Genomic DNA, 25945 nt, shown 5'->3' with positions numbered 1-25945 from the left:
GGTTAGGTTGATCATCGCGGGTGCCCGCGTTCAGCGCAGCGGCCGGTGGCCGCGCGACACGTGGAGCGGGCGCATAGCCGCGCAGACAGAAGAATTGCTGATGGAGCATGCATGGACGAGTTGACACTCGGTTTGATCGGCGCGGGTGCCGTGGTGGTCGGGGGCGTGGTCGTGTACAACGCATGGCAAGGCGCGAAGGTGCGTCGCAAGATGCCGCGTCCGATGCCGGCCGATACCGCCGAAAGTTTCGCGCGAGACGATCAGGAAGAGCAGAGTCCGTTTATCGAACCGGCCCGGCCGACCACGCGGCGCGAGCCGGTAGTGGGCGCGGACCCGGTGGCGGACACCGCGGCGGCGCGCGTCGAGCCGACGTTTGGCGCTACGGCCGCGCCGCTCGATACGCCGGCCGATATTCAGGCGGAGACAACCACGCCGAACGGCTTTCCGGAAGCGGAAGGCATTGCGCAAGCCGAAAGTGGCCACGCGGCGAATGCCGACGAGCCGGTCGAGCCGATCCTGCCCGCTGCCACGACCATTTCGTCGGCGCCGCCGGCTATCGTTGATCGCCGTATCGACTGCATCGTGCCGATTCGTCTGAACGGCCCGGTGGCGGGCGACAAGGTGATTCCGCTCGCGCAACGTCTACGCCGCGCCGGCAGCAAGCCTGTGCATATCGAAGGCAAGCTCGAAGGCGGCACATGGGAATTGCTGCAAAACGGTGCACGCTACGAGGAACTGCGCGCGGCCGCGCAACTGGCCAATCGGAGTGGCGCGCTCAACGAACTGGAATTCTCTGAGTTCGTGACCGGCGTGCAGCAGTTTGCCGACGCGCTGGATGCGGCGCCGGAATTTCCCGACATGCTCGAAACAGTTGCCATGGCGCGTGAGCTCGACGGTTTCGCCGCGCAGTGCGATGCACAACTGTCGATCAACGTACTCTCCGACGGCGCGCCGTGGTCAGCCAACTATGTGCAGGCGGTCGCGTCGCAAGATGGTTTGCTGCTCTCGCGTGACGGCACGCGCTTCGTCAAGCTCGACGCGAAGCAGAGCCCGGTGTTCATGCTGCAATTCGGCGACACCAATTTCCTGCGCGACGACCTGACCTATAAGGGCGGCCAGATGATCACGCTGGTGCTCGACGTGCCGGTTGCGGACGAAGACATTCTGCCGTTCCGCCTGATGTGCGACTATGCGAAATCGTTGGCTGAGCGAATCGGTGGCCGGGTGGTCGACGACGGGCGCCGTCCGCTGCCGGAAACCGCGTTGCTGGCGATCGAAAAGCAGTTGATGACGCTCTACGCGAAGCTTGAACAGGCGGGTATCCCGGCAGGTTCGCCGGCCACCCGGCGTTTATTCAGCCAGTAACGCGTCTCGCAGCAAGCCAGTTTTACATGCAGTATTCAACGGCCGCACGATGTGCGGCCGTTGGCGTTTAGGGCTAGTCCAAAACTGGCCATTCGGCCGATGTAAAGGGGCACGCTTCCTGCGATAATCCAATGTCTGAATTCCTTTGAAGAAGCTTCCGACAGCATGGTCCGAACCCCCGCCTCAAACCCTGCAACCAGCGCTCCCGCGGAGCGGGCCGCGTGGCTGCGCGCGGAACTTGAACGCGCCAATTACGCGTACTACGTGCTCGACCAGCCGGACCTGCCGGACGCGGAATACGACAAGCTTTTCAAGGAACTGGAGCAGATCGAGGCCGAGCATCCGGACCTGATCGTGCCGGATTCGCCCACCCAGCGCGTGGGTGGCGAGGCGTCAAGCGGCTTCGAGCCGGTTGTGCACGATCAACCCATGCTTTCGCTCAACAACGGTTTCGCAGACGAAGACATCATCGCTTTCGACAAGCGCGTCGGCGACGCGCTCGGCAAGAATGCGAGCGAACCGCCGGTGCCGGTGGAATACGCGGCAGAGTTGAAGTTCGACGGCCTGGCCGTGTCGCTGCGTTACGTCGACGGCGTGTTCGTTCAGGCGTCCACACGCGGCGACGGCACGACCGGCGAGAACGTTACCCAGAACATCCGCACGATCCGCTCCATTCCGCTCAAGCTCAAAGGCAAGCGCATCCCGCACGTGCTCGACGTGCGTGGCGAAGTACTCATGTTCAAGCGCGATTTCGAACGTCTGAACGAGCGCCAGCGGGCTGCGCAGCAAAAGGAGTTCGCCAATCCGCGTAACGCTGCCGCCGGCAGCTTGCGGCAGCTCGATTCGAAGATCACCGCGCAGCGGCCGCTGTCGTTTTTTGCTTATGGAATCGGTGTGCTCGAAGGATTCGAGATGCCGGCCACCCATAGCGAACTGCTCGATTGGTACAAGGAACTTGGCTTGCCGGTGAATGGCGAGCGGGCGGTGGTGCAAGGCGCCGCAGGTTTGCTGAAGTTCTTCCACTCGGTGGGCGAGAAGCGCGACGCGCTGCCTTACGATATCGACGGTGTCGTGTACAAGGTCAACCGGCGCGATGAACAGGACGTGCTCGGCTTCGTGTCGCGGGCGCCCCGTTTCGCCTTGGCTCACAAATTTCCTGCCCAGGAAGCGCTGACCACACTCCTCGCGATCGACGTGCAGGTCGGCCGTACCGGCGCGATTACGCCGGTTGCGCGGCTGGAACCGGTGTTTGTCGGCGGCGCGACGGTAACGAACGCCACCTTGCACAATGAAGATGAAGTGCGCCGCAAGGATATTCGCATCGGCGACACGGTCATCGTGCGGCGGGCCGGCGACGTGATTCCCGAGGTGGTGGGTGCGCTGCTCGACCGCCGCCCGGACGACGCCCGCGAGTTTGTCATGCCCACCCATTGCCCGGTGTGCGGTTCGAGCATCGAACGGCTGCCGGACGAGACGATTGCGCGCTGCACGGGCGGCTTGTTCTGTCCGGCGCAGCGCAAACAGGCCTTGTGGCATTTTGCGCAGCGGCGCGCGCTGGATATCGACGGGCTCGGTGAAAAGATCATCGATCAACTCGTCGAGCAGAATCTGGTGCGGACGCCGGCCGATCTGTTCAACCTTGGCTTTGCGACGCTTGCCGAGCTTGACCGCTTCGCCGAAAAGTCCGCGCAGAATCTGCTCGACTCGCTTGAGAAAGCCAAGCACACCACGCTGGCGCGCTTTATTTACGCACTCGGTATCCGCCATGTGGGCGAATCGACGGCGAAAGATCTGGCCAAACATTTCGGTTCGCTGACGCCGATCATGGATGCCTCGGTCGAAGAATTGCTCGAGGTGAACGACGTGGGCCCTGTGGTGGCCGAGTCGATTCATCGGTTCTTTGCCGAAGAACACAACCGCACGGTGATCGAGCAACTCCGCGCGCCGGGCAAGGTCACATGGCCGGAAGGACCGCCCGCACCCAAGGCGCCGCAAGGCGTGCTGGCCGGCAAGACGGTTGTATTGACCGGTACCTTGCCCACGCTCGCTCGCGAAGAGGCGAAAGAAATGCTCGAAGCGGCCGGCGCGAAAGTGGCCGGCTCGGTGTCGAAGAAAACGGACTACGTGGTGGCGGGGGCCGAAGCGGGCAGCAAATTGGCGAAAGCCGAGGAACTCGGTATCCCGGTACTCGACGAAGATGGTATGCGCAAGCTCCTGGAGGGGCAGTTATGATCCGCGAAATTCTCAAGATGGGCGATCCGCGCCTTTTGCAAATTGCCGATCCGGTCGATCACTTCGACACCCCCGAGTTGCATGAGCTCATCAAGGACATGTTCGAGACCATGCACGACGCGAACGGCGCGGGGCTCGCCGCGCCGCAGATCGGCGTGAATCTGCAGGTGGTGATCTTCGGCTTCGGGCATAACGAACGCTATCCGGATGCGCCGCCGGTGCCTGAGACGGTGCTGATCAACCCGACCATTACGCCGGTTTCGCTCGACATGGAAGAGGGCTGGGAGGGCTGTCTGTCCGTACCGGGTTTGCGGGGCGCGGTGAGCCGGTTTTCGATGATCAAGTACCACGGCTTCGACCAGTACGGCAAACCGATCGATCGCGTCGCCGAAGGTTTTCATGCGCGCGTCGTGCAACATGAATGCGACCACTTGATCGGCAAGCTGTACCCGATGCGGATCAACGATTTCGCGAAGTTCGGTTTCACTGAAGTCCTGTTTCCGGACATGGACCCGAATAGCGACGACTGACGCTGTGTCATGACTCGCAACCCGCCCGCAATGACTGCTTGCTGCGGGTCTTGCTGGAAACAAAAAACCCACGCCGCGGCGTGGGTTTTTTGTTGGGCAAACGGCACGGCACGGCGCGGGCGCCGTGGTCCTTTTGCTGTTTTGAGCGTCAAGCTTCCGGCATCAGAACGACTCGTCCGCCGACAGATAGCGCCATTGGCCCGGCGGGAGTGCGCCCAGCATCACCCGGCCCATCCGCACGCGCTTCAGGCCGATCACTTCGAGGCCGACCAGTTCGCACATCCGGCGGATCTGGCGCTTCTTGCCTTCGCGCAACACGAAACGCAGTTGCTCGCCGTTTTGCCAACTGACCTGTGCGGGCTTCAGCGGCACGTCGTCGAGCGAGAGGCCGTGACGCAATAGCGCGAGGCTTTCCGGTGGGAAATGGCTTTCGACGTCGGTGGTGTGCTCGCCGAACGACACGCGCACCAGATATTCCTTGTCGATTTCCGAATGGCCGCCGATCAGTTGCTTGGCGATGCGGCCGTCCTGCGTCAGCACCAGCAGGCCCGTCGAATCGATGTCCAGACGTCCGGCCGGCGCGAGTTGGCGCAGATGCGCGACCGAGAAGCGGATGTCGGAGCGGTCGCCTTCCCAGCGGTTTTCCGGCGTCACCAGGGTGATCGCCGGCTGATAGCCGTCTTCCGCCTGACCGGAGACGAAGCCCACGGTCTTGTGGATCAGCACCGTTACCTGGCTTGCTTGCGCTGCTTCAGCGGCAGGATCGATCTCGATGCGCTGGTCCGGACGAACCTTGGTGCCGAGCGTATCGACCCGCTCGCCGTCGACCAGCACCCAGCCTTTTTCGATCCACTCGTCGGCTTCGCGGCGCGAGCACAGACCGAGTTCCGACATCAGCTTGGACAGGCGCAGGGTGCCGGGGGCGTCTTCATAATCGCGACGCGGGATGCGCGGGGCGTCGTCGCTGTCGCGTTCGGCTCTGGCGGCAGGCGCCGGGCCGCGCGGCTTGTCGGCGCGCGCGGGGCGGCTGTCGTCGCCAAAGCGGCGGCCGGCGGCCGGCAGTGCCTTGTCGAAGTTGCGAGCCGGACGTTCGCCCCGGTCGCTACGTTCGCTGCGGTCGCCGGCACGAGCAGGACGATCGCCGAATTCCCGCCGGGCCGGTGCGCGTTCGCCGCGGTCGTCGCGCGGCGCGCGCGCCGGGCGGTCCGTGCGGTCACCGTAGCCGCTTTTGACGGGCTTCGCGAAAGTGCGCTCGCCACGCCCTGACGAACCCCGCTCGCCTTCAAAACGGCGCGGTGCGCTATCGCTGCGCGGCCCGCGTTCGCTGCCACGGCGTTCCTGCGGGGCGCCACGGTCGCTGCCGAAACGGGGGCGATCCGAGGCGTCGCGCGCCGGACGCTCGCCACGTGGGCCGCCTTCTGAGGACCGGCCTGCGCCCGGACGCGGGCCACTGAACGAGCGGCGCTCGCCGTCGTCACGGCGCGGGGCGCGGCTACCTTCGAAACTGCGGGGTGCGCGTTCGCTCCGATCCGAGCTTCCTTCGAACCGCCGGGGTGCGCCCGTGCTGCGTTCACTGCGGTCTGCACCGCCTTCAAATCGACGCGGGGCGCCTTGGCCGCGTTCACCCTCAGCGCGACGCGGGGCACGTTCGCTGCGATCGGCGCCACCTTCGAACCGACGTGGCGCACGTTCACTGTCGTCCCGACGGGGACCACGGTCGCCACCGCCTTCAAACCGGCGCGGTGCGCCTTGGCTGCGTTCACCATCAGCGCGACGCGGAGCACGTTCGCTACGCTCGCCGCCATCTTCGAACTTACGGGGCGCACGAGCACCGTCGTCCCGGCGCGGAGCACGCTCACTGCCGCCTTCGAATCGGCGCGGCGCACCTTGGCTGCGTTCACCATCAGCGCGATGCGGAGCACGTTCGCTACGCTCGCCACCGCCTTCAAAGCGACGCGGCGCACGTTCGCCATCGTCCCGGCGCGGCGCGCGATCACCGCTGCCCTCGAAGCGGCGCGGCGCACCGCCGGTCCCTTCGCGTCGCGGCGGCCGATCCGCCGGTGCCCGGCGTGCAGCGCCGGCGCCACCCGCATCCCGCTCGCGGGAAAACGATCCTTCAGCCCGTGGCGCACGCGCGCCAGCGCCTGCCGGCTTGCCACCGCTGGCGGGCCGCTTGCCGCCTGCCGCGCCGGCGCCTTCACCGCGTGCTCCGTTGAACCCGGCCGTCGGTGTAGACGGCCGTGGTCCGCTCGGACGCGTCGGCTTACGCGCCGACGTGCTTCCGGTACGGACAGGGGCGCGTTCGGACGAAGCCGGCCGCGGGTGCTTGGCTGTTAATTTGACTCGCATGAAATCTCACACTGCAATCGCGCGCAGCAGTTCGGTCTCGACCTGAATTTGCAGGCGGTTGTCCGACAGACCGTGTCCATCCAGCAGGAACACGTCTTCGACACGTTCGCCGAGCGTATTGATCCGCGCCGACGCAACGCCGACCCGGTGCTCGGCCAGCACGCGCGCGATTGAATAAAGAAGGCCTGGCCGGTCGTTCGCTGACACGGACAGGATGTAATATTGGCCGCGCTCGTCGGCCCGAAGATCGACGCGCGGCGTAACAGGGAAGGTCCGCGACAGCCGCGACAAACGGCCTTTCGACGGTCCCGGTAGCAGGGTGCCGTCGCCGGTGAGGCGTGCGGTCAGTTCCTGTTCGACCAGATTGGCAATATCGCGATAATGCACGTCTTCTTCGGTATGCGCGACGAGGAAATTATCGAGCGCGTACCCGTGACGGGTCGTGCTGACCCGCGCATCGAGCACCGACAAGCCATTGCGGTCGAAATACGCACAAATGCCGGCGAACAGATCGGGCTGGTCTTTCACATAGACCAGCACCTGAAGCGCCTCGCCGATCGGCGACGGACGTGCCCGCACGATCGGTGTCGCGGTTTCCACGTGCCGGTACAGCACGCGGGTCTGCCAGGCAATGTCCGCCGCATCGTGGCGCAGGAAGTAGCCGATGTCCAGCTTGTCCCACAGCGCTTTCTGGGCGCCTTCCGGCACGGTTTCGAGGCGCAGCAGGGCCAATGCTTCTTCCTGACGCGACTTCAGCTCGGAGTGCGCATCAGGCCGCGCGCCGCCGAGCACCGCGAGGGTCGCGCGGTAAAGGTCCTCGAGCAGCTTGCCCTTCCACGTGTTCCAGACTTTCGGGCTGGTGCCGCGAATGTCGGCTACGGTCAGCAGGTAGAGCGCGGTCAGCCGGCGCTCGTTGCCGACCAGTTCGGCAAAGCGCTTGATGACTTCGGGGTCGCTCGTGTCCTGCTTTTGGGCGACCTGGCTCATGGTCAGATGCTGCTGCACCAGCCAGACGACCAGTTCGCCGTCCTCGCCCTCGATGCCGTGGCTACGGCAGAAGCGCCGCGCGTCGGCCATGCCGAGTGTGGAATGGTCGCCGCCCCGGCCCTTGGCGATGTCGTGAAACAGCGCCGCCACGTACAACACCCACGGCCGGTCGAAATTGGCGATCAACTGGCTGCAGAACGGATACTCGTGCGCATGCTCGGCTACCGCGAAGCGGCGCAGATTGCGCAGCACCATCAGGATGTGCTGATCGACCGTGTATACGTGATACAGGTCGTGCTGCATCTGCCCGACAATGCGCCGGAAGTTCAGCAGATAGCGTCCGAGCACGCTGGTCTGGTTCATGAGGCGCAGCGCATGCGTGATGCCGGCCGGCTGCTTCAGGATGTCCATGAACAGGCGGCGGTTTTCCGGATCGCGCCGCCAATGCTGGTCCATCACGTCGCGCGCGTTGTAGATCGCGCGCAGCGTGCGCGCCGACAAACCCTTCACGCCCGGCGTCTGTTCGTAGAGCAGGAAAGCTTCGAGGATCGCGTTCGGCTCGCGCTGGAATACGTCGTCGCTGGCGATTTCCAGCATGCCTTGCTTCTCGACGAAACGATCCGACAGCACGCGCGTGATGCCGCTTGTGCTGGGGAACAACTGCGCTTCGATGTTCTGGATCAGGATGGTGGCGAGCTGCGTGACTGCCTTGGCGGCCCAGTAATAGCGGCGCATCAGCTGTTCGCTGGCGCGCTTGGTGGCCGTCGGCTTGTAGCCGAAGCTTTCCGCGACCGGCGTTTGCAGATCGAACACCAGAATGTCCTGGCGGCGCCCGGCGATCACATGCAAGCGAGCCCGCAGTGTCTTCAGGAAGCCTTCGTTGCGGCGCAGTTCGCGCGCTTCACGCTCGGTGATCAGGCCGCGCGCTTCGAGCTCGCGCCAGCTGCTGCCGAAACCGGCCGCCTGCGTGATCCACAGGATCAGTTGCAGGTCGCGCAGGCCGCCCGGACTTTCCTTGATGTTCGGTTCGAGTGAATACGGCGTGTCCTGAAACTTGGCGTGCCGCTGCCGCATTTCCAGCACTTTGGCCTGGAAAAACGCGCGCGGGTCGAGCGCTTCGCGGTAGCGCTTCGCAAAGTCGTCGAAGAGCGTGGCGCTGCCCGTAATGCGCCGCGCTTCTAGCAGCGAGGTGCGCACGGTGACGTCGTTGGCCGCTTCTTCGATACATTGCGCCACGCTGCGCACGCTGCTGCCGAGTTCGAGCCCCAAATCCCACGCGAGACTGATAAAGCGCTCGATGCGCGCCGCGAGATGCTCGATCGGCGCGTCGGGCAGCAGGACCAGGATGTCGATGTCGGAGTGGGGCGCGAGTTCACCGCGCCCGTAACCGCCCACGGCCAGCAGCGCCAGTTCGGGCGGCAGTTCGCAGGTGTTCCAGGCGGCGCGTAGCGATTCGTCGGTGGCGCGCGAGAGCGCGGCCATCAGCGAGTCGACGTTGGAGGCGGTCTTGAAGCGTTCCAGCAACTGGGCTTTGGCCACTTTATAGTCTGCCTTGAGCGACGTGGCGTGGGACTGGGTGACGGCTGGAACACTACTCATTGGCAGATGGGCGGGTGAGGTCGGAAGTCGGTCAGGCCGTGGCTGCGACAACCGGCGGACGCGCGGGCGTGCCGGCCGAGACAGTCAGCACGTCGTAGCCGGTTTCGGTGACGAGCACGGTGTGTTCCCACTGTGCCGACAGGCTGCGGTCCTTGGTTTTGACGGTCCACTGGTCCGGCATGGTGCGGATGTCGCGCCGGCCGGCGTTGATCATCGGTTCGATCGTGAAGATCATGCCGGCTTGCAGCTCCAGCCCGGTGCCGGGACGGCCGTAGTGCAGGATCTGCGGGTCTTCGTGAAACACCGTGCCGATGCCGTGGCCGCAATATTCGCGCACCACGCTGTAGCCTTGCGCTTCGGCGTGCTTCTGGATGGCGTAGCCGATATCGCCGAGATGGGCGCCAGGGCGCACCTGGTCGATGCCGAGCCACATGCATTCGAAGGTGGTCTGCACAAGGCGTTTGGCCATGATCGAGCCTTCGCCGACGATGAACATCCGGCTGGTGTCGCCGAAATAGCCTTCCTTGATCACCGTGACGTCGATATTCAGCGCGTCGCCGTTCTTGAGCGTCTTGTCGCCCGGAATGCCGTGGCAGATCACGTCGTTGACCGAAATACAGGTGGCTTTCGGGTAGGGCGGATAGCCGGGCGGCTGATAATTCAGCGGCGCCGGGACCGTGCCCTGAACCTGGAGCATGTATTCGTGACACAACCGGTCGAGTTCGCCGGTCGTGATGCCGGCTGTAACGAACGGCGTAATGTAGTCGAGCACTTCGCTAGCGAGTTTGCAGGCGACGCGCATCTGCGCGATATCGTGTTCGTTTTTCAGCGTAATAGCCATGAGTCGGGCCTGAAATGCAATTTATTGCAAGATTATCGCACCATATTCCACCTGCCGCAGGGTTTTGCGAGCAGGGCGGTGCCTTTGCTGCCGTGTTCGCGGCTGATTGCGAATGGCTTTCCGGGGCGGCCGTGAGCGCCCGGGTGCAACCGCCCGCGGCAAACAGGAGCTACCGCGCGGGTTGAGTCGGTCGATAGTCGCGTGCTATAATGTTTGGCTAAGTCGATCTCTGTCTTATTTCGTTGATGTATCGCTGTTCTAATAGGCAGTGGGCGAAACGCAAGTAGGCGGAAATGGCTTCCCGTGGCGATAGTTGCCTGCGCTACGGGATAGGGCAGTACCAAGGCAGCAGACTCGCAAGCCGGCGCACCCAGGGTGTCCGCTGCGTTCAGCCAGAAAGTGCATGAGCACAATGGCGGCGCGGCCGATACGGCAGCCGGCTTAAGACCCAACCCTCGCGGAGATTTTCATGGCAGTTACCATGCGTCAAATGCTGGAAGCCGGTGTCCACTTCGGTCACCAAACGCGCTTCTGGAACCCGAAGATGGCCCCCTTCATTTTCGGTCATCGCAACAAGATTCACATTATCAACCTCGAAAAGACGCTGCCGATGTACAACGACGCGCTGAAGTACGCGCGTCAACTGGCAGCGAATCGCGGCACGATCCTGTTCGTCGGCACGAAGCGTCAATCGCGCGACACGATCGCTGAAGAAGCACAACGCGCTGGCATGCCGTTCGTCAACGCACGCTGGCTCGGCGGCATGCTGACCAACTTCAAGACGCTGAAGGTCTCGATCAAGCGCCTGAAGGACATGGAAGCAGCGCTGGAAGCAGGCGAAACCGAACGCATGAGCAAGAAAGAAGCGCTCCTGTTCGAACGGGAAATGGCCAAGCTGCAAAAGTCGATCGGCGGCGTGAAGGACATGGGCGGCATTCCGGACGCGATCTTCGTGGTCGACGTCGGCTACCACAAGATTGCCGTGACCGAAGCTAACAAGCTCGGCATTCCGGTCATCGCCGTGGTCGACACGAACCACTCGCCGGAAGGCATCGACTACGTGATCCCGGGTAACGACGACGCTTCGAAGGCTGTCGCTCTGTACACGGCTGGCGTGGCTGACGCGATCCTGGAAGGCCGTGCTAACGCGGTCAACGAAGTGGTGCAGGCTGCCCGTGGCGGTGACGGCGACGAGTTCGTCGAGGTCAACGGGGAAGCGTAAAGCTACCCCGTGTCCGGCAAAAAAGGGGGCTTTCTACAGGCCCCCTTTTTTTAAGCCGCGACAAAGTAGTGGTGTGCTGTGAGTAGTGCCCAAACGTAGTCCGTAAAAAATACGTGCAACGTTGAAACGAATTCTTGCCGCCGGTATCGAAGTCCGGGCGGCGTGTGACAGACGGAACTCAAGGAGCAAATGATGGCGGCAATTACCGCAAGCATGGTTGCAGAACTGCGCGCAAAGACCGACGCGCCGATGATGGAATGCAAGAAAGCGCTGACGGAAGCCGAAGGCGACATGGCGCGCGCTGAAGAGCTGCTGCGCGTGAAGCTGGGCAACAAGGCCAGCAAGGCAGCGTCGCGCGTGACGGCTGAAGGCGTGGTCGCATCGTTCATCGGCGGCAACGCGGGTTCGCTGGTCGAACTGAACTGCGAAACCGACTTCGTTTCGAAGAACGACGACTTCCTGGCTTTCTCGAAGACGATCGCCGAGCTGGTCGCTACGCAAAACCCGGCTGACGTCGCTGCGCTGTCGGCATTGCCGCTGGACGGCTCGACGGTCGACGCCGTGCGTCTCGCGCTGGTCGGCAAGATCGGCGAAAACCTGTCGATCCGCCGTTTTGTGCGTTTCGAAACGTCGAACAAGCTGGCAGCGTACCTGCACGGCACCCGCATCGGCGTGCTGGTCGAGTACACCGGCGCGGACGAGCAGGTCGGCAAGGACGTGGCCATGCACATTGCCGCAATGAAGCCGGTCTCGCTGTCGTCGGACGACGTGCCGGCGGATCTGATCGCCAAGGAGCGCAGCATTGCTGAGCAGAAGGCTGCTGAATCGGGCAAGCCGGCTGAAATCGTCGCCAAGATGGTCGACGGCAGCGTGCAGAAGTACCTGAAGGAAGTCTCGCTGCTGAACCAGACGTTCGTTAAGAACGACAAGCAGACGATCGAGCAGATGCTGAAGGCAGGCAACGCGAGCGTGCAGAAGTTCGCGCTGTTCGTGGTCGGCGAAGGCATTGAGAAGAAGCAGGACGACTTCGCAGCCGAAGTGGCGGCTCAAGTCGCTGCTGCAAAGCAACAATAAGTATCGCTTAAGCTTCAGTTAGTACCGTTGGACCCGCGGCGGAGCAAGACTTTGCCGCGGTCGGCGGCGCCGCAAGGCTGCGCGCGGGTGACCCTCGCGACGCACGCCGCTGGCGAACCCCAGGGTTCGTCAATTTGGCGGCGCTTGCCCGAATCAGTATTTCACCCCTACATTAGTCCCTTGTTGTTGCCCTGTTCTGCGCGATCTGGATACCCCTATGCCCACAGCCTATAAACGCGTCCTGCTCAAACTCTCCGGTGAAGCTCTGATGGGCGACGATGCCTTCGGCATCAATCGCGCGACCATCGAACGAATGGTGGCGGACGTGGCCGAAGTGGTCCGTCTCGGAACGCAGCTGGCCGTGGTGATCGGCGGCGGCAATATTTTCCGCGGCGTCGCGGGCGGCGCGGCCGGTATGGATCGCGCCACTGCTGACTACATGGGCATGCTGGCCACCATGATGAATGCGCTGGCCCTGCAGGACGCGATGCGCCACGCCGGTATCGAAGCGCGCGTGCAGTCCGCGCTGCGCATGGACCAGGTGGTCGAGCCGTACATCCGGCCCCGTGCGATTCGCCAGCTCGAAGAAGGCAAAGTCGTGATTTTCGCGGCCGGCACCGGCAATCCGTTCTTCACGACGGATACGGCCGCTGCGCTGCGCGGTTCGGAAGTCGGCGCGGAAGTCGTGCTGAAGGCCACCAAGGTGGACGGCGTCTATTCGGCCGATCCGAAGAAAGACCCGAGTGCGACCCGTTACGCCACGATCAGCTTCGACGAGGCAATCGGCCGCAACCTGCAGGTGATGGACGCCACGGCGTTCGCGCTGTGCCGCGACCAGAAGCTGCCGATCCGGGTATTTTCGATCGTCAAACCCGGCGCGCTCAAGCGCATCGTACTCGGCGAGGACGAGGGCACCCTCGTCCACGTGTAAACTCTCGTTCACATAACGTGGGCTTTAACGCGAGCCCAGGCCGCCGCATCATGCGCGCGCTGGCCGGCTCGCACCGTTTTGAAGGTTCGGAGGTTTAAAAATGTCTGTGGCTGATATCAGAAAGGGCGCTGAGCAAAAAATGCAGCGTTCCATCGACGCGTTCAAGAACGACCTGTCGAAGATCCGCACGGGCCGTGCGCATACGGGCCTGCTCGATCACATCCAGTGTGATTACTACGGTTCGCCGGTGCCGATTTCGCAGGTTGCGAACCTGACGTTGATCGACGCTCGCACGATCGGCGTGCAGCCGTGGGAAAAGAAGATGGTCCAGGTCGTCGAGAAGGCGATCCGCGAGTCGGACCTCGGTCTGAACCCGGCGACCCAGGGCGACGTGATTCGCGTACCGATGCCCGCGCTGACCGAAGAACGCCGTCGCGAATTGACCAAAGTGGTCAAGAGCGAAGCGGAAACGGCCAAGGTCGCGATTCGTAACCTGCGCCGTGATGCAAACGAGCAACTGAAAAAGCTCGTGAAGGACAAGGAAATTTCGGAAGACGACGAGCGCCGCGCAGGTGACGACGTTCAGAAGCTGACGGACAAGTTCGTCACGGAAATCGACAAACTCGTCGTGACCAAAGAAGCCGAGATCATGACGGTCTGAGGCCGGTTGGCTCAGCATCTTCAGGGTTTCCACTTCTTTTTTTTGCAGTCACTGTCCCGACGGCCATGACCTATACCAGCTCAACCGTGCGCGTGCCTGATGTCGCCGCGGTGCCGCGACATATCGCGATCATCATGGACGGCAATGGCCGTTGGGCGACCCAGCGCCGTCTGCCGCGCGTGGCCGGCCATACGCGCGGCGTCGACGCGGTGCGTGCGGCCGTCGAGGCCTGCGCCCGGCAGGGCGTCGAATACCTGACGCTGTTTGCTTTCAGTTCGGAAAACTGGCGCCGCCCGAACGACGAGGTGTCGTTCCTGATGCGCCTGTTCGTCACCGCACTGGAGCGCGAGATCGGCAAGCTGCACGCGAATGGCATTCGTCTGCGCGTGGTTGGCGATCTGTCCCGATTCGATACGCGCATTCGCGACCTGATCAAGCGCGCGGAAACCAAAACCGCGCGCAATACCCGTCTGACGCTCACCATCGCCGCCAATTACGGCGGCCGTTGGGACATCATGCAGGCCACCCGCAAGCTTGCCGAGCAATCGGCGCTGGCGGGCAAAGCGGTCGAAGTGAACGAGGATTCGTTCGCCGAACACCTGTCGATGGCCTATGCACCGGAGCCGGATCTTTTCATCCGCACCGGCGGCGAGCGCCGCGTCAGCAACTTCCTGCTGTGGCAGCTTGCCTACACCGAGTTCTACTTCACCGACACCTTCTGGCCGGATTTCGACGCCGACGCGCTCGGCCACGCCATCGCTTCCTATGCGGAGCGTGAGCGCCGCTTTGGCCGCACCAGTGCTCAACTCGAGCCGCAATCGCAAAACGTCGATTCGCTTCCATGCTAAAAACCCGTGTCATCACGGCGATCATCCTGCTGGCGATTTTCTTGCCGGTCACGTTGTTCGCGCCGGTTGGCGCGTTTGGCGCGCTGATCGCCTTCGTCGTCGTATTCGCGGCGTGGGAATGGGCGCGCCTGCTGAAGCTCGGCGGTGCCGGCCCGGTCATTTACGCGCTGGTGGCCGCCGTGGCGCTGGTCGCGAGCACCCGTCTCGGTACCGGTATCGAGGAGCCCCGGCCGCTGTTTCAGGCGGCCGCTATTTTCTGGGTGATCGCGGGGCCATATGTGCTTTTGCGCAAGCCGACCCTCGCGCAAGGCGCGTGGCGCGGGTTTCTGTTTCTTGCCGGCATTGTGGTATTCGTCGCGTGCTGGCATGCTCTCGTCGCCGCGCGCATGAAGGGCGTGCCTTTCGTGTTGTCGCTGCTGCTGTTGGTCTGGCTGGCCGATATCGGCGCATACTTCTCAGGTAAGGCTTTCGGCAAGCACAAGCTCGCGCCTGCCATCAGCCCGGGTAAGACCTGGGAGGGCGCGATCGGCGGCTGGCTGGCCGTGATGATCGTCGCCGCTGCGGCGGTCTTTTTGCATGCGTTCGAGCCGACCCTGTATTCTGCGCTGCTGGCGCAATTAGGCGCCGTACGTACACTGCTCGCACTGACCTTGCTGGTGGCATTCAGCGTGGTGGGCGATCTGTTCGAATCGATGATGAAACGCCAGGCCGGAGTGAAAGATTCAAGCGGCCTGTTGCCTGGGCACGGTGGCGTACTCGACCGCATCGACGCATTATTGCCGGTGCTGCCGCTTGCCATGCTGCTGCTCGGCTAGAGAAAGAGATATGCAAAAACGTCTGACATTGCTCGGTTCCACGGGCTCGATTGGAGACAGCACGCTCGACGTCGTCGCGCGTCATCCGGAGCGCTTTTCGGTTTACGCGCTCACTGCGCATCGCAACGGCGACAAGCTCGTCGAGCAATGCCTGCGCTTTCAGCCTGAGGTCGCGGTAGTCGGCGATGCCGATACCGCCGCGCAGGTCGCGGCGAAGTTGCGAGAAGCCGGCTGCAAGACCGAGGTTACGTACGGGCCGCAAGCGCTCGTCGACGTATCGGAGAGCAATGGCTGCGATACGGTCGTAGCGGCGATCGTCGGCGCGGCAGGCCTCGCGCCGAGCCTCGCCGCGGCGCGTGCCGGCAAGCGCATCCTGCTCGCCAACAAGGAAGCGCTTGTGATGTCCGGCGCGATCTTCATGGACGCGGTGCGCGACAACGGCGCCGTGCTGCTGCCGGTCGACAGCGAACACAACGCGATTTTCCAATGCCTGCCGCGCGAAGCCGCTCTGCACGGCGGCGTCTCGAAGATCATCCTGACTGCCTCGGGCGGTCCGTTCCGCACGCGCGAACCGGCCACGCTGGTCGACGTCACGCCTGACGAAGCCTGCAAGCATCCGAACTGGGTGATGGGCCGCAAGATTTCGGTCGACTCGGCCACGATGATGAACAAGGGCCTCGAGGTGATCGAAGCGCACTGGCTCTTCAACGTGCCGGGCGAGCGCATCGAGGTGCTGATTCACCCGCAAAGCGTGATTCATTCGATGGTGTCATACGCCGACGGTTCGGTGCTCGCGCAATTGGGGAATCCCGATATGCGCACGCCTATCGCGCATGCGCTGGCGTTTCCGGAGCGGGTCGATTCCGGTGTGGCGCAACTCGATCTGCTGCAGGTCGCGTCGCTCTCGTTCGAAAAACCGGACTACACGCGCTTCCCGTGTCTGGCGCTCGCCGTGAAGGCGCTGGCCGAGGGCGGGCTGGCGAGCGCGGCCCTTAATGCCGCGAACGAAATTGCTGTTGAAGCGTTCCTGTCGCGCCAGATCGGGTTTATGGCGATTGCTCAGGTGGTCGACGCCGTACTCAACGCTTTGCCGAACCGTAGCGCTCACGCGCTCGAGGACGTGATCGAGGCCGACGGCGCCGCGCGCCGCGCCGCCGCCGACTTCATCGCGCGCCTGCCGGACGGCGCCCGTCGCACGGAACGCGCCGTCCAGTGAGGCGCCTATGAATCTGCTAATCGAACTGCTGGCCTTCGCGGTGGCGATTGGCGTACTCGTGGTCGTCCACGAGTACGGGCATTACAGCGTGGCGCGCTTGTGCGGCGTCCAGGTGCTGCGCTTTTCGATCGGCTTCGGCAAGCCACTGGTCCAATGGGTGAGCCGGAAGACGGGCACCGAATGGACGATTGCCGCACTGCCGCTGGGCGGATACGTCAAGATGCTCGACGAGCGCGAGACCGGCGGTGCGCCGATTCCGCCTGAAGCCTTGCCCCATGCGTTCAACCGCCAGTCGGTGTGGCGCCGTTTCGCGATTGTCGCGGCCGGCCCGGTCGCGAACTTTCTGCTAGCCATCGTGCTGTTTGCCCTCGTGTTCGCCACTGGCGTGACCGAACCGGCAGCGGTGGTTGCGACACCTGCTCCGAATACGCCGGCGGCGCTGGCCGGCTTCGACGGCGGCGAAACTGTCGTCGCGGTGCGCACCGGGAATGCCGACGAATCCGAACCGGTGCGTTCATGGTCCGACCTGCGCTGGAAGCTGCTCGGCGCGGCATTCGATCACAAGCGGGTCGTATTGAGTGCGAAAGATGCCCACGGCATCTCGGATTTTCAGCTGGATCTGCGCGGCATCACCGAGAAAGACGTCGACGACGACTTTATGTCGCGTCTCGGCTTCGAGCCGGGCGGCGGCAAGCTGACGGTCGCGGGCGTGCAGCCGGGTAGCGCGGCGCAGAAAGCCGGCCTCGCCGTGGGTGATCGTCTGCGCGCGATCAACGGTGTGCCTACCGACAATGCCACGGCCTTCATCGCTTATGTAAAATCGCACGCCGGTGTACCCGTGACGCTGCAGGTGGAGCGCGGCGGCCCGGCGGCGGGCAAGCTGGAAGACGTGCGGATCGTCCCGCAGTCGCAGCGCGATGAGGCGACGGGCCAGCAGATCGGTCGTATCGGCGCCGAACTCGCGACTCAGGTGCCGTCGATCGACGTGCGTTATGGGCCGCTCGAAAGTCTGCAACTGGGTGCACGCCGTACCTGGGATCTGGCTGTTTATTCGGTGCGCATGTTCGGGCGAATGATCGTCGGCGAGGCATCGCTGAAGAATCTTTCCGGTCCTGTGACGATCGCCGATTACGCAGGAAAGAGCGCACGTCTAGGTCCTTCTGCATTCCTGTCGTTCCTGGCCCTTGTCAGTATTAGCCTCGGCGTACTGAACCTGTTACCAATTCCGGTATTGGACGGGGGTCATCTGTTATATTATTTGGTTGAAGCTGTAACCGGCAAAGTTGTCTCCGATCGCTGGCAACTCGTTTTTCAGAGGGCGGGTCTCGCCTGCATCGTCGCATTGTCGGCGATTGCGCTGTTCAACGATCTGGCTCGTTTAATCCATTTTTAAAGTGTCCGGCGGCGTTCACGATGGCGACCGCCCGACCTGATGCAGCTATACACACTGGGGAAGCACGTTGTTTAAACCTCATCGCTTTGTTCCAAAGACGGTTATAGCCGCGGCATTCGCCGCGCATGGGCTGGTTGCTCACGCAACGACGCCCTTCGTGGTGCAAGACATCCGGATTGAGGGGTTGCAACGCGTCGAACCCGGTACCGTGTTCGCGTACCTGCCCATCAAGCAAGGCGACACCTTTACCGACGACAAGGCTTCCGAAGCCATTCGCGCGCTATACGCCACGGGCTTCTTCAACGACGTCAAGATCGCGACCGAAGGCAATGTCGTCATCGTGCAGGTGCTGGAGCGTCCGGCCATCGGCACGATCGACTTCGCCGGCATTCACGAGTTCGACAAGGACAACCTGACCAAGGCGCTGCGCGCGGTCGGTTTGTCGCAAGGCCGTTACTACGACAAGGCACTCGTCGACAAGGCCGAGCAGGAACTGAAACGCCAGTACCTGACGCGCGGCTACTATGCCGCAGAAGTCACCACCACGATCACGCCGATCGACCGCAACCGCGTCTCGGTGCTGTTCTCGGTGGCTGAAGGTCCGAGCGCGAAGATCCGCCAGATCAACTTCATCGGCAACAAGGCGTTCAGCACGGGTACGCTGCGCGACGAAATGCAGCTGTCCACGCCAAACTGGTTCTCGTGGTACACGAAGAACGACCTGTATGCGAAAGACAAGCTCACCGGCGACCTCGAGAACGTCCGCTCGTATTACCTGAATCGCGGCTACCTCGAATTCAACATCGACTCGACCCAGGTGTCGATCTCGCCGGACAAGAAGGACATGTATCTGACGGTCACGCTGCATGAAGGCGAGCCGTACACAATCAACAGCATCAAGCTGGCCGGTAATCTGCTCGACCGCGAGGCGGAGCTGGCCAAGCTGATCAAGATCAAACCGGGTGACCGCTTCTCGGCTGAAAAGCTGCAAGCCACCACCAAGGCGATTGTCGACAAGCTGGGCCAGTATGGTTATGCATTCGCCACGGTCAACGCGCAGCCGCAGATCGATCAGGAACACCACAAGGTCGACCTGACGCTGCAGGTGGACCCGAGCCGCCGCGTGTACGTGCGCCGCATCAACGTGGTCGGCAACACACGCACGCGTGACGAAGTGGTGCGCCGTGAAATGCGCCAGCTCGAAAGCTCGTGGTTCGATTCGAACCGCCTCGCGCTGTCGAAAGACCGCATCAACCGCCTCGGCTACTTTACCGATGTCGACGTGACCACCGTGCCGGTTGAAGGCACGCCTGACCAGGTCGACGTGGACGTCAAGGTGAGCGAAAAGCCGACTGGCGCCATCACGCTGGGCGCGGGCTTCTCGTCGACCGACAAGGTGGTGCTCTCCGCGGGCGTGTCGCAGGACAACGTGTTCGGTTCGGGTACGAGTCTCGCTGTGAACGTGAATACCGCCAAGACCTACCGTACCTTGACGGTGACGCAGGTCGACCCGTACTTCACGGTCGACGGCATCAAGCGGATTACCGACGTCTACTACCGTACGTACCAGCCGCTGTACTATTCGACGGATTCGAGCTTCAAGATCGTCACGATAGGTGGCGACCTGAAATTCGGTATCCCGTTCTCCGAAGTCGACACGGTGTACTTCGGCGCCGGCCTCGAGCAGAACCAGCTGGACATCGACGCGAATACGCCGCAGAGCTACATCGACTACGTGCACGAGTTCGGCCGTGTGTCGAACAACGTGCCGATCACGGTGGGCTGGTCGCGCGATGCGCGTGACAGCGCACTGGTGCCGAGCCGTGGTTACTTCACGCAGGCGAACGCCGAGTACGGCACGCCGATCGGCGGCACGCAGTATTACAAGGCCGACATCAACGCGCAGTACTATTATTCGTTCTCGCGCGGCTTCGTGCTGGGCTTCAACTTCCAGGGCGGCTACGGTAACGGCCTCGGCGGCAAGCCATATCCGATTTTCAAGAACTACTACGCGGGCGGTATCGGTTCGGTGCGGGGCTACGAGCCGAGCTCGCTGGGTCCGCGCGACGCGAAAACGAACGACCCGATCGGTGGCTCGAAGCTGCTGGTGGGTAACATCGAATTGACGTTCCCGTTGCCGGGCACGGGCTACGACCGCACCTTGCGTGTGTTCACGTTCCTCGACGGCGGTAACGTCTGGGGTACGGAGGGCAACAGCATCGGCGCGAACGGCCTGCGTTACGGCTACGGTGTCGGTCTCGCATGGATCTCGCCGATCGGCCCGCTTAAGCTCAGCTTGGGCTTCCCGCTCACGAAGCACACTGGCGACCAGTATCAGAAGTTCCAGTTCCAGATCGGGACGGCGTTCTGATGCGGCGGCTGGCGGTCCGGCTACGAACGGCTGGCCAAACTACAGTATCGAGAGGATGACTTTGCTAACTGGTATTTTTTCGAAACGTGGGGCGTGCGCGTTCGCGCTGGCAATGACGCTGGGTGTCGGTGTAGCGGGTGCGGCGCACGCGCAGGAAGCCAGGATTGCTGCGGTGAATTCGGACCGCATCCTGCGTGAATCGGCTGCCGCGAAGGCTGCGCAGGTCAAGCTCGAGGCGGAATTCGCCAAGCGCGACAAGGATCTGGCCGACATGGCGCAGAAACTGAAGTCGATGTCCGACTCGCTCGACAAGAACGGTGCGTCGATGTCGGCTACGGATCGTGCGCAGAAGCAGCGCGACCTGTCCCAACTGGATACGGACTTCCAGCGCAAACAGCGCGAGTTTCGCGAAGACCTGAACCAGCGCCGCAACGAAGAGCTGGCGGCGGTGCTCGACCGGGCCAACAAGGTGATCAAGCAGATCGCCGAGCAGCAGCACTACGACCTGATCGTTCAGGAAGCGGTGTATGTTAGCCCGCGCATTGATATTACCGATCAGGTGCTCAAGGCGCTCGCGGCTTCGGGTAACTGAACGCGCGCGCTGGGCTTGCCGGCGGCGGGATTGCCGGCCAGACACCCGCTCGCCGGCCGCCGCTACGCAGCACGGGCGGTGGAACTAACAAGCTGGACTGATTTGCGGCAACAAGCTTGCATGAGACCAGAGTCAATGCTTTGCACGAGACCGGAGTAACGAGCTTTGCAGGGGACCGGAGTAGCGTGCCAAAGCGCGAACTTCGATCGACAGCTAAAGCGAGGACTCAGGTTGACGCTGAAGCGCCAACTCTGGGTCGACACAGGAGACAGGATAGGCATGGCATTTACGCTTGAGGACATCGTCCAGCGGTTTGGCGGTGAAGTAGTCGGAGATGGTTCGCAGCGCGTCGGTAGCCTGGCGCCGCTTGACCAGGCAGGCCCTGACCAGCTGGCATTCCTCGCCAATCCGAAGTACCTGTCGCAGGTCGAGACGACTCGCGCGGGCGCGGTGTTGATCAATGCCGAGGACCTCGCAAAGCTCGGCGCTCTCGAAAATCACGGGAATGCCGCGCGTAACTTCATCGTCACGCCGAATCCGTACGCTTACTTTGCGCGCGTCGCACAGACCTTCATCGACATGGCCGCACCCAAGCCGGTGCCGGGCGTCCATCCGAGCGCGACCATCGACCCGTCCGCGCAAATTGCCGCGAGCGCGGTGATCGGCCCGAACGTCACGGTAGAGGCGGGCGCGGTGATCGGCGAAAACGTGCGTCTGGATGCCAACGTGGTGATCGGCCGCGGTACGCGGATCGGCGCGGGCTCGCATCTGTATCCGAATGTCGCGGTGTATTACGGCTGCAAGCTCGGTGAGCGCGTGATCGTGCACGCGGGTGCGGTGATCGGTTCGGACGGCTTTGGCTTCGCGCCGGATTTCGTGGGTGAAGGCGATGCGCGCACCGGTAACTGGGTGAAAATTCCGCAGGTCGGCGGTGTATCGATTGGGGCAGACGTCGAAATCGGTGCGAACACGACGATCGACCGGGGCGCGATGGCCGACACGATCATCGAAGAGAGCGTGAAGATCGATAATCTCGTGCAGATCGGCCACAACTGCAAAGTGGGCGCCTATACGGTGATCGCGGGTTGCGCGGGCATTGCGGGCAGCACCACGATCGGCCGTCACTGCATGATCGGCGGCGCAGTTGGAATCGCCGGCCACGTGACGCTGGCTGACTATGTGATCGTCACGGCGAAATCCGGCGTGTCGAAGTCGTTGTTGAAGGCAGGCATCTACACCAGCGCATTCCCCGCAGTGAATCATGCGGACTGGAACAGGAGCGCCGCTTTGCTGCGTAACATCGACAAGCTTCGTGACCGTATCAAGGCGCTGGAAAATGCGTCGGCGGGCAAGCCAGCCGACGCAGCAAGCAACTCCGTCGCCGACCCGACCTGAGACAGCTGGGTAACCCATTCGCCAACCCCGCTGGTTTACTCGCAGAACAATCCGCGGGGCAACCCGCCGGCACCGCGTAAAATAGCGGGCAAGCATCAGGAAGCAAAGTCGGTTGCCGTGACCGGGTGGCATGGCCGCCGGGTCACGGCGAGCGCCGGCAGCACGCGTTACCAACCCACCTGCACCAGCATTCGCAGTCATCATCGCGCAGTTAATGTGCGAGTAGAAACACCATGAGCACCGAAAAAATCAATCTCGACATTCATAAGATTCTCACGCTGCTGCCCCATCGTTACCCGATCCTGCTGGTCGACCGGGTGCTCGAACTCGAGCCGCATAAGAGCATCAAAGCGTTGAAGAACGTGTCGATCAACGAGCCGTATTTCCAGGGTCACTTTCCGACCCGTCCGGTAATGCCCGGCGTACTGATCCTCGAAGCGCTCGCGCAAACCGCGGCCCTGCTGACGTTTTCGGAAGAGCCGAGCGATCCGTCGAACACGCTGTATCTGTTCGTGGGCATCGACAATGCGCGTTTCAAGCGCGTCGTGGAACCGGGCGATCAGCTGATCCTGAACTGTACGTTCGAGCGTCATATGCGCGGTATCTGGAAGTTCAAGGCGCGCGCCGAAGTGGATGGTGCCGTGGCGGCGGAAGCGGATCTGATGTGCGCGGTGCGGCACACGGACAAAGACGCTTAAAGGTGTCCGGGCAGTCAGCGGCTTACCCCGGGCCCTGCAGGCTCCGGTTACGTCCATCCGGACAACGCAACAGAATCAGAAGCGAGGACGCATGAGCAGGATTCATCCCACTGCGATCGTCGAACCAGGCGCGCAACTCGACGAATCCGTCGAAATCGGACCGTATGCCGTCATCGGTGCGCATGTGACGATCGGCGCACGGACCACGGTCGGTTCGCACAGCGTGATCGAAGGTCACACCACGATCGGCGAAGACAACCGGATCGGCCACTACGCATCCGTCGGCGGCCGTCCGCAGGACATGAAGTACAAGGACGAGCCCACCCGGCTCGTGATCGGCAACCGCAACACGATCCGTGAATTCACCACGATCCACACCGGCACGATGCAGGATTCGGGCGTCACCACACTTGGTGACGACAACTGGATCATGGCCTACGTGCACGTCGGGCACGACTGCCACGTTGGCAATAACGTCATTCTGTCGAGCAATGCGCAGATGGCCGGCCATGTGACGATTGGCGATTACGCGATCGTCGGCGGCATGTCGGGCGTGCATCAGTACGTGCGCATCGGCGCGCACTCGATGCTGGGCGGCGCGTCAGCGCTGGTGCAGGATATTCCGCCGTTCGTGATCGCTGCCGGCAACAAGGCGGAGCCCCACGGCATCAACGTCGAAGGTCTGCGCCGCCGCGGTTTCTCGGCGGACGCGATCTCCGCGCTGCGCTCGGCGTATCGCTTGCTGTACAAGAACAGCCTGTCGCTCGAAGAAGCGAAGGTGCAGTTGCGCGAACTCGCGACCGCGGGTGGCGATGGCGATGAGCCGGTGCAAACGTTGCTCGCGTTTGTCGAAGCGTCGCAACGCGGCATCATCCGCTAAGCGATGGCCCTCAACCCAAGTCCGATACGCGTGGCGATGGTCGCCGGCGAGCCGTCCGGCGACCTGCTGGCGGCCTCGCTGCTCGACGGCCTCGCGAGCCATCTGCCTGCCTCCACGCACTACTACGGGATTGGCGGCCCGCGCATGATTGCGCAGGGCTTCGACGCGCACTGGCCGATGGAAAAGCTGACCGTGCGCGGCTATGTCGAAGTACTACGGCATATCCCCGGAATCCTCGGCATCCGCAACGAACTGAAGCGGCAACTGCTGGCTGAACCGCCGTCGGTATTCGTCGGCGTGGATGCGCCCGATTTCAATTTCGGCCTCGAGCACCCGTTGCGCGAGGCGGGTATTCCGACCGTTCACTTCGTCTGCCCGTCCATCTGGGCGTGGCGGGGCGGGCGCATCAAGAAGATCGCCAAGGCGGTCGACCACATGCTCTGCGTGTTCCCGTTCGAAAAGGCGTTGCTGGAGAAGGCCGGTGTCGCGGCGTCGTACGTGGGTCATCCGCTCGCTGACGAAATTCCTCTCGTGCCCGATACGCTGGGCGCGCGCCGCACGCTCGGCCTCGCTGAAAGCGGGCCGATCATCGCGGTGCTGCCGGGCAGCCGGCGCTCGGAGATCGATCTGATCGGTCCGACGTTCTTTGCCGCGATGGAGATGATGCAGCACCAGGAGCCCGGCTTGCGTTTCGTGATGCCGGCGGCCACGCCCGCGCTGCGCGAAATGCTGCGGCCGCTGGTCGACTCGCATCCCGGACTCGCGCTGACCATTACCGACGGCCAGTCGCAACTCGCAATGACGGCGGCCGATGCGATTCTCGTCAAGAGCGGCACGGTGACGCTGGAAGCCGCGTTGCTGAAAAAGCCGATGGTGATTTCGTACAAGGTGCCCTGGCTGACCGGTCAGATCATGCGCCGCCAGGGCTATCTGCCGTATGTCGGCTTGCCGAACATTCTGGCCGGGCGTTTCGTCGTGCCGGAAATCCTGCAGCATTTCGCGACGCCACAGGCGCTCGCCGAGGCGACGCTGAAACAGTTGCGCGACGAGGCCAACCGGCGCACGCTGACGGAAATCTTCACGGAGATGCATCACGTGCTGAAGCAGAACACCGCGCAGCGTGCGGCGGAAGTGGTGGCGAGCGTCATTGAAAAGCGCAGGGCGCTGCCGTGACTGCCGCGCGTGCACCTCGCCGTAAGGCTGCGAGCGCTGCAGGCGTGGCGGCGCAGCAGGTCGGTCTTAACTTCGAGACGCCGGACGATATCGTCTGCGGCGTCGACGAAGCCGGGCGCGGGCCGCTGGCCGGTCCGGTGGTCGCCGCGGCGGTGATTTTCGACCCGTCGAAGCCGATGATTCGCGGCCTCGACGATTCGAAAGCACTGACTGCCAAAAAGCGCGATGAACTGTACGACAAGATCGTCGAGCGGGCGTTGGCTTACTGCGTCGCGTCGGCTACCGTCGAAGAAATCGACACGCTGAACATCCTGCACGCCACCATGCTGGCGATGAAGCGGGCGGTCGAAGGTCTTTCGGTCGTGCCGACACTCGTGAAAATCGACGGCAATCGCTGCCCGACGCTGAGCATTCGCAGCGAAGCGGTGATCGGCGGCGATGCACTGATCAAGAGCATTTCGGCTGCGTCGATTCTCGCCAAGGTCACGCGCGACCGGATGCTGCTCGAATTGCATCAAACCTATCCGGTTTACGGCTTTGACGCGCACGCCGGCTATGGCACGCCGCAGCATCTTGCCGCGCTGCGCGAACATGGCCCTTGCGAGCATCATCGGCGTTCGTTCGCGCCGGTGCGTGAAGCGCATCTGCGCTTCGGCATGGCTTTGAAGCCGCCGCTGGGCGACGTGATCGTCGTGCCCGGCACGCTCGCCGACGCCATGCTCGACGACGACGCCTTCGGCGAACGCAGCGGGGCCTGAGCGCCACGTTTGGCC

General features: G+C 63.1%; 21 protein-coding genes. 18 read left to right on the top strand and 3 right to left on the bottom strand.

The window, feature by feature from the left end; all coding sequences use genetic code 11:
- Window positions 1-111 precede the first annotated feature (111 nt).
- The 3 genes from AC57B6_RS17470 to def all read left to right on the top strand — a co-directional run bounded on the left by AC57B6_RS17470 (window position 112) and on the right by def (window position 4127).
- On the top strand, window positions 112-1365 hold the full coding sequence (locus tag AC57B6_RS17470) for a cell division protein ZipA C-terminal FtsZ-binding domain-containing protein (protein ID WP_046568857.1): 1254 nt from the start codon (window positions 112-114) through the stop codon (window positions 1363-1365).
- A gap of 165 nt (window positions 1366-1530) precedes the next feature.
- Window positions 1531-3597, top strand: a complete 2067-nt coding sequence (gene ligA / locus AC57B6_RS17465) for an NAD-dependent DNA ligase LigA (RefSeq protein ID WP_496421786.1) — start codon at window positions 1531-1533, stop codon at window positions 3595-3597.
- Complete coding sequence (gene def / locus AC57B6_RS17460; RefSeq protein WP_028199377.1) at window positions 3594-4127, top strand: peptide deformylase; 534 nt, start codon at window positions 3594-3596, stop codon at window positions 4125-4127. The genes ligA and def overlap by 4 nt, the downstream gene beginning before the upstream one ends.
- A 162-nt stretch (window positions 4128-4289) precedes the next feature.
- On the opposite strand, the gene AC57B6_RS17455 is transcribed toward def, so the two are convergent.
- Genes AC57B6_RS17455 through map form a run of 3 tightly spaced genes read right to left on the bottom strand, consistent with a single transcriptional unit; the run spans window position 4290 to window position 9903 of the window.
- Window positions 4290-6476 carry a pseudouridine synthase gene (locus tag AC57B6_RS17455; protein ID WP_496421785.1) on the bottom strand — a complete coding sequence of 729 codons (2187 nt, stop codon included), beginning with the start codon at window positions 6474-6476 and terminating at the stop codon, window positions 4290-4292.
- A gap of 6 nt (window positions 6477-6482) precedes the next feature.
- Window positions 6483-9062, bottom strand: a complete 2580-nt coding sequence (locus AC57B6_RS17450; RefSeq protein WP_028199375.1) for a [protein-PII] uridylyltransferase — start codon at window positions 9060-9062, stop codon at window positions 6483-6485.
- Window positions 9063-9093: 31 nt separating this feature from the next.
- A complete protein-coding gene (gene map, locus AC57B6_RS17445) occupies window positions 9094-9903 on the bottom strand; it encodes a type I methionyl aminopeptidase (RefSeq protein WP_028199374.1) in 810 nt (269 codons plus the stop codon).
- A gap of 469 nt (window positions 9904-10372) precedes the next feature.
- Between map and rpsB the strand changes: the two genes are divergently transcribed.
- The 15 genes from rpsB to rnhB all read left to right on the top strand — a co-directional run bounded on the left by rpsB (window position 10373) and on the right by rnhB (window position 25930).
- On the top strand, window positions 10373-11125 hold the full coding sequence (rpsB, locus tag AC57B6_RS17440; RefSeq protein WP_028199373.1) for a 30S ribosomal protein S2: 753 nt from the start codon (window positions 10373-10375) through the stop codon (window positions 11123-11125).
- A gap of 192 nt (window positions 11126-11317) precedes the next feature.
- The gene (gene tsf / locus AC57B6_RS17435; protein WP_028199372.1) at window positions 11318-12199 is read left to right on the top strand and encodes a translation elongation factor Ts; all 882 of its coding nucleotides are present in this window, start codon (window positions 11318-11320) and stop codon (window positions 12197-12199) included.
- A 217-nt stretch (window positions 12200-12416) separates the two neighbouring features.
- Window positions 12417-13130, top strand: coding sequence for a UMP kinase (gene pyrH / locus AC57B6_RS17430; protein ID WP_028199371.1), 714 nt, complete (start codon window positions 12417-12419; stop codon window positions 13128-13130).
- 100 nt (window positions 13131-13230) lie between these two features.
- Complete coding sequence (frr, locus tag AC57B6_RS17425; protein ID WP_028199370.1) at window positions 13231-13791, top strand: ribosome recycling factor; 561 nt, start codon at window positions 13231-13233, stop codon at window positions 13789-13791.
- Window positions 13792-13856: 65 nt separating this feature from the next.
- A complete protein-coding gene (gene uppS / locus AC57B6_RS17420) occupies window positions 13857-14639 on the top strand; it encodes a polyprenyl diphosphate synthase (protein ID WP_028199369.1) in 783 nt (260 codons plus the stop codon).
- Window positions 14633-15454, top strand: coding sequence for a phosphatidate cytidylyltransferase (locus AC57B6_RS17415; protein WP_028199368.1), 822 nt, complete (start codon window positions 14633-14635; stop codon window positions 15452-15454). The genes uppS and AC57B6_RS17415 overlap by 7 nt, the downstream gene beginning before the upstream one ends.
- 10 nt (window positions 15455-15464) lie before the next feature.
- Window positions 15465-16670 (top strand): 1-deoxy-D-xylulose-5-phosphate reductoisomerase, encoded by a 1206-nt coding sequence (locus tag AC57B6_RS17410; protein ID WP_028199367.1) that lies wholly within the window; start codon window positions 15465-15467, stop codon window positions 16668-16670.
- Window positions 16671-16677: 7 nt separating this feature from the next.
- The gene (rseP, locus tag AC57B6_RS17405) at window positions 16678-18063 is read left to right on the top strand and encodes an RIP metalloprotease RseP (protein WP_281664842.1); all 1386 of its coding nucleotides are present in this window, start codon (window positions 16678-16680) and stop codon (window positions 18061-18063) included.
- Window positions 18064-18130: 67 nt separating this feature from the next.
- On the top strand, window positions 18131-20434 hold the full coding sequence (gene bamA, locus AC57B6_RS17400; protein ID WP_028199365.1) for an outer membrane protein assembly factor BamA: 2304 nt from the start codon (window positions 18131-18133) through the stop codon (window positions 20432-20434).
- 55 nt (window positions 20435-20489) lie between these two features.
- Window positions 20490-21026, top strand: a complete 537-nt coding sequence (locus tag AC57B6_RS17395) for an OmpH/Skp family outer membrane protein (protein ID WP_030102971.1) — start codon at window positions 20490-20492, stop codon at window positions 21024-21026.
- A 279-nt stretch (window positions 21027-21305) separates the two neighbouring features.
- Entirely contained in the window at window positions 21306-22421 is a 1116-nt protein-coding gene (lpxD, locus tag AC57B6_RS17390; protein ID WP_144194808.1) for a UDP-3-O-(3-hydroxymyristoyl)glucosamine N-acyltransferase, read from the top strand.
- Window positions 22422-22654: 233 nt separating this feature from the next.
- Complete coding sequence (fabZ, locus tag AC57B6_RS17385) at window positions 22655-23119, top strand: 3-hydroxyacyl-ACP dehydratase FabZ (RefSeq protein ID WP_020065638.1); 465 nt, start codon at window positions 22655-22657, stop codon at window positions 23117-23119.
- Window positions 23120-23210: 91 nt separating this feature from the next.
- A complete protein-coding gene (lpxA, locus tag AC57B6_RS17380) occupies window positions 23211-23999 on the top strand; it encodes an acyl-ACP--UDP-N-acetylglucosamine O-acyltransferase (protein ID WP_028199362.1) in 789 nt (262 codons plus the stop codon).
- 3 nt (window positions 24000-24002) lie between these two features.
- On the top strand, window positions 24003-25172 hold the full coding sequence (lpxB, locus tag AC57B6_RS17375) for a lipid-A-disaccharide synthase (RefSeq protein WP_496421784.1): 1170 nt from the start codon (window positions 24003-24005) through the stop codon (window positions 25170-25172).
- On the top strand, window positions 25169-25930 hold the full coding sequence (gene rnhB, locus AC57B6_RS17370) for a ribonuclease HII (RefSeq protein WP_028199360.1): 762 nt from the start codon (window positions 25169-25171) through the stop codon (window positions 25928-25930). Before lpxB ends, rnhB begins: the two co-directional genes overlap by 4 nt.
- The last annotated feature ends 15 nt before the right edge of the window (window positions 25931-25945 follow it).

This window comes from Paraburkholderia sp. BGA-UO-ETr-F12 (genome assembly GCF_059567945.1).
The sequence above is the reverse complement of the archived record's forward strand: the minus strand, read 5'-3'. Positions and strand labels throughout refer to the sequence as shown.

Bases quoted from the DNA above. Each gene is read 5' to 3' on its own strand.
- map (WP_028199374.1), bottom strand. From the start codon at position 9,903: ATGGCTATTACGCTGAAAAACGAACACGATATCGCGCAGATGCGCGTC.
- ligA (WP_496421786.1), top strand. From the start codon at position 1,531: ATGGTCCGAACCCCCGCCTCAAACCCTGCAACCAGCGCTCCCGCGGAG.
- lpxB (WP_496421784.1), top strand. From the start codon at position 24,003: ATGGCCCTCAACCCAAGTCCGATACGCGTGGCGATGGTCGCCGGCGAG.
- def (WP_028199377.1), top strand. From the start codon at position 3,594: ATGATCCGCGAAATTCTCAAGATGGGCGATCCGCGCCTTTTGCAAATT.
- lpxD (WP_144194808.1), top strand. From the start codon at position 21,306: ATGGCATTTACGCTTGAGGACATCGTCCAGCGGTTTGGCGGTGAAGTA.
- AC57B6_RS17450 (WP_028199375.1), bottom strand. From the start codon at position 9,062: ATGAGTAGTGTTCCAGCCGTCACCCAGTCCCACGCCACGTCGCTCAAG.
- frr (WP_028199370.1), top strand. From the start codon at position 13,231: ATGTCTGTGGCTGATATCAGAAAGGGCGCTGAGCAAAAAATGCAGCGT.
- AC57B6_RS17415 (WP_028199368.1), top strand. From the start codon at position 14,633: ATGCTAAAAACCCGTGTCATCACGGCGATCATCCTGCTGGCGATTTTC.
- fabZ (WP_020065638.1), top strand. From the start codon at position 22,655: ATGAGCACCGAAAAAATCAATCTCGACATTCATAAGATTCTCACGCTG.
- rseP (WP_281664842.1), top strand. From the start codon at position 16,678: ATGAATCTGCTAATCGAACTGCTGGCCTTCGCGGTGGCGATTGGCGTA.
- AC57B6_RS17470 (WP_046568857.1), top strand. From the start codon at position 112: ATGGACGAGTTGACACTCGGTTTGATCGGCGCGGGTGCCGTGGTGGTC.
- AC57B6_RS17410 (WP_028199367.1), top strand. From the start codon at position 15,465: ATGCAAAAACGTCTGACATTGCTCGGTTCCACGGGCTCGATTGGAGAC.
- pyrH (WP_028199371.1), top strand. From the start codon at position 12,417: ATGCCCACAGCCTATAAACGCGTCCTGCTCAAACTCTCCGGTGAAGCT.
- tsf (WP_028199372.1), top strand. From the start codon at position 11,318: ATGGCGGCAATTACCGCAAGCATGGTTGCAGAACTGCGCGCAAAGACC.
- AC57B6_RS17395 (WP_030102971.1), top strand. From the start codon at position 20,490: ATGACTTTGCTAACTGGTATTTTTTCGAAACGTGGGGCGTGCGCGTTC.
- uppS (WP_028199369.1), top strand. From the start codon at position 13,857: ATGACCTATACCAGCTCAACCGTGCGCGTGCCTGATGTCGCCGCGGTG.
- AC57B6_RS17455 (WP_496421785.1), bottom strand. From the start codon at position 6,476: ATGCGAGTCAAATTAACAGCCAAGCACCCGCGGCCGGCTTCGTCCGAA.
- lpxA (WP_028199362.1), top strand. From the start codon at position 23,211: ATGAGCAGGATTCATCCCACTGCGATCGTCGAACCAGGCGCGCAACTC.
- rpsB (WP_028199373.1), top strand. From the start codon at position 10,373: ATGGCAGTTACCATGCGTCAAATGCTGGAAGCCGGTGTCCACTTCGGT.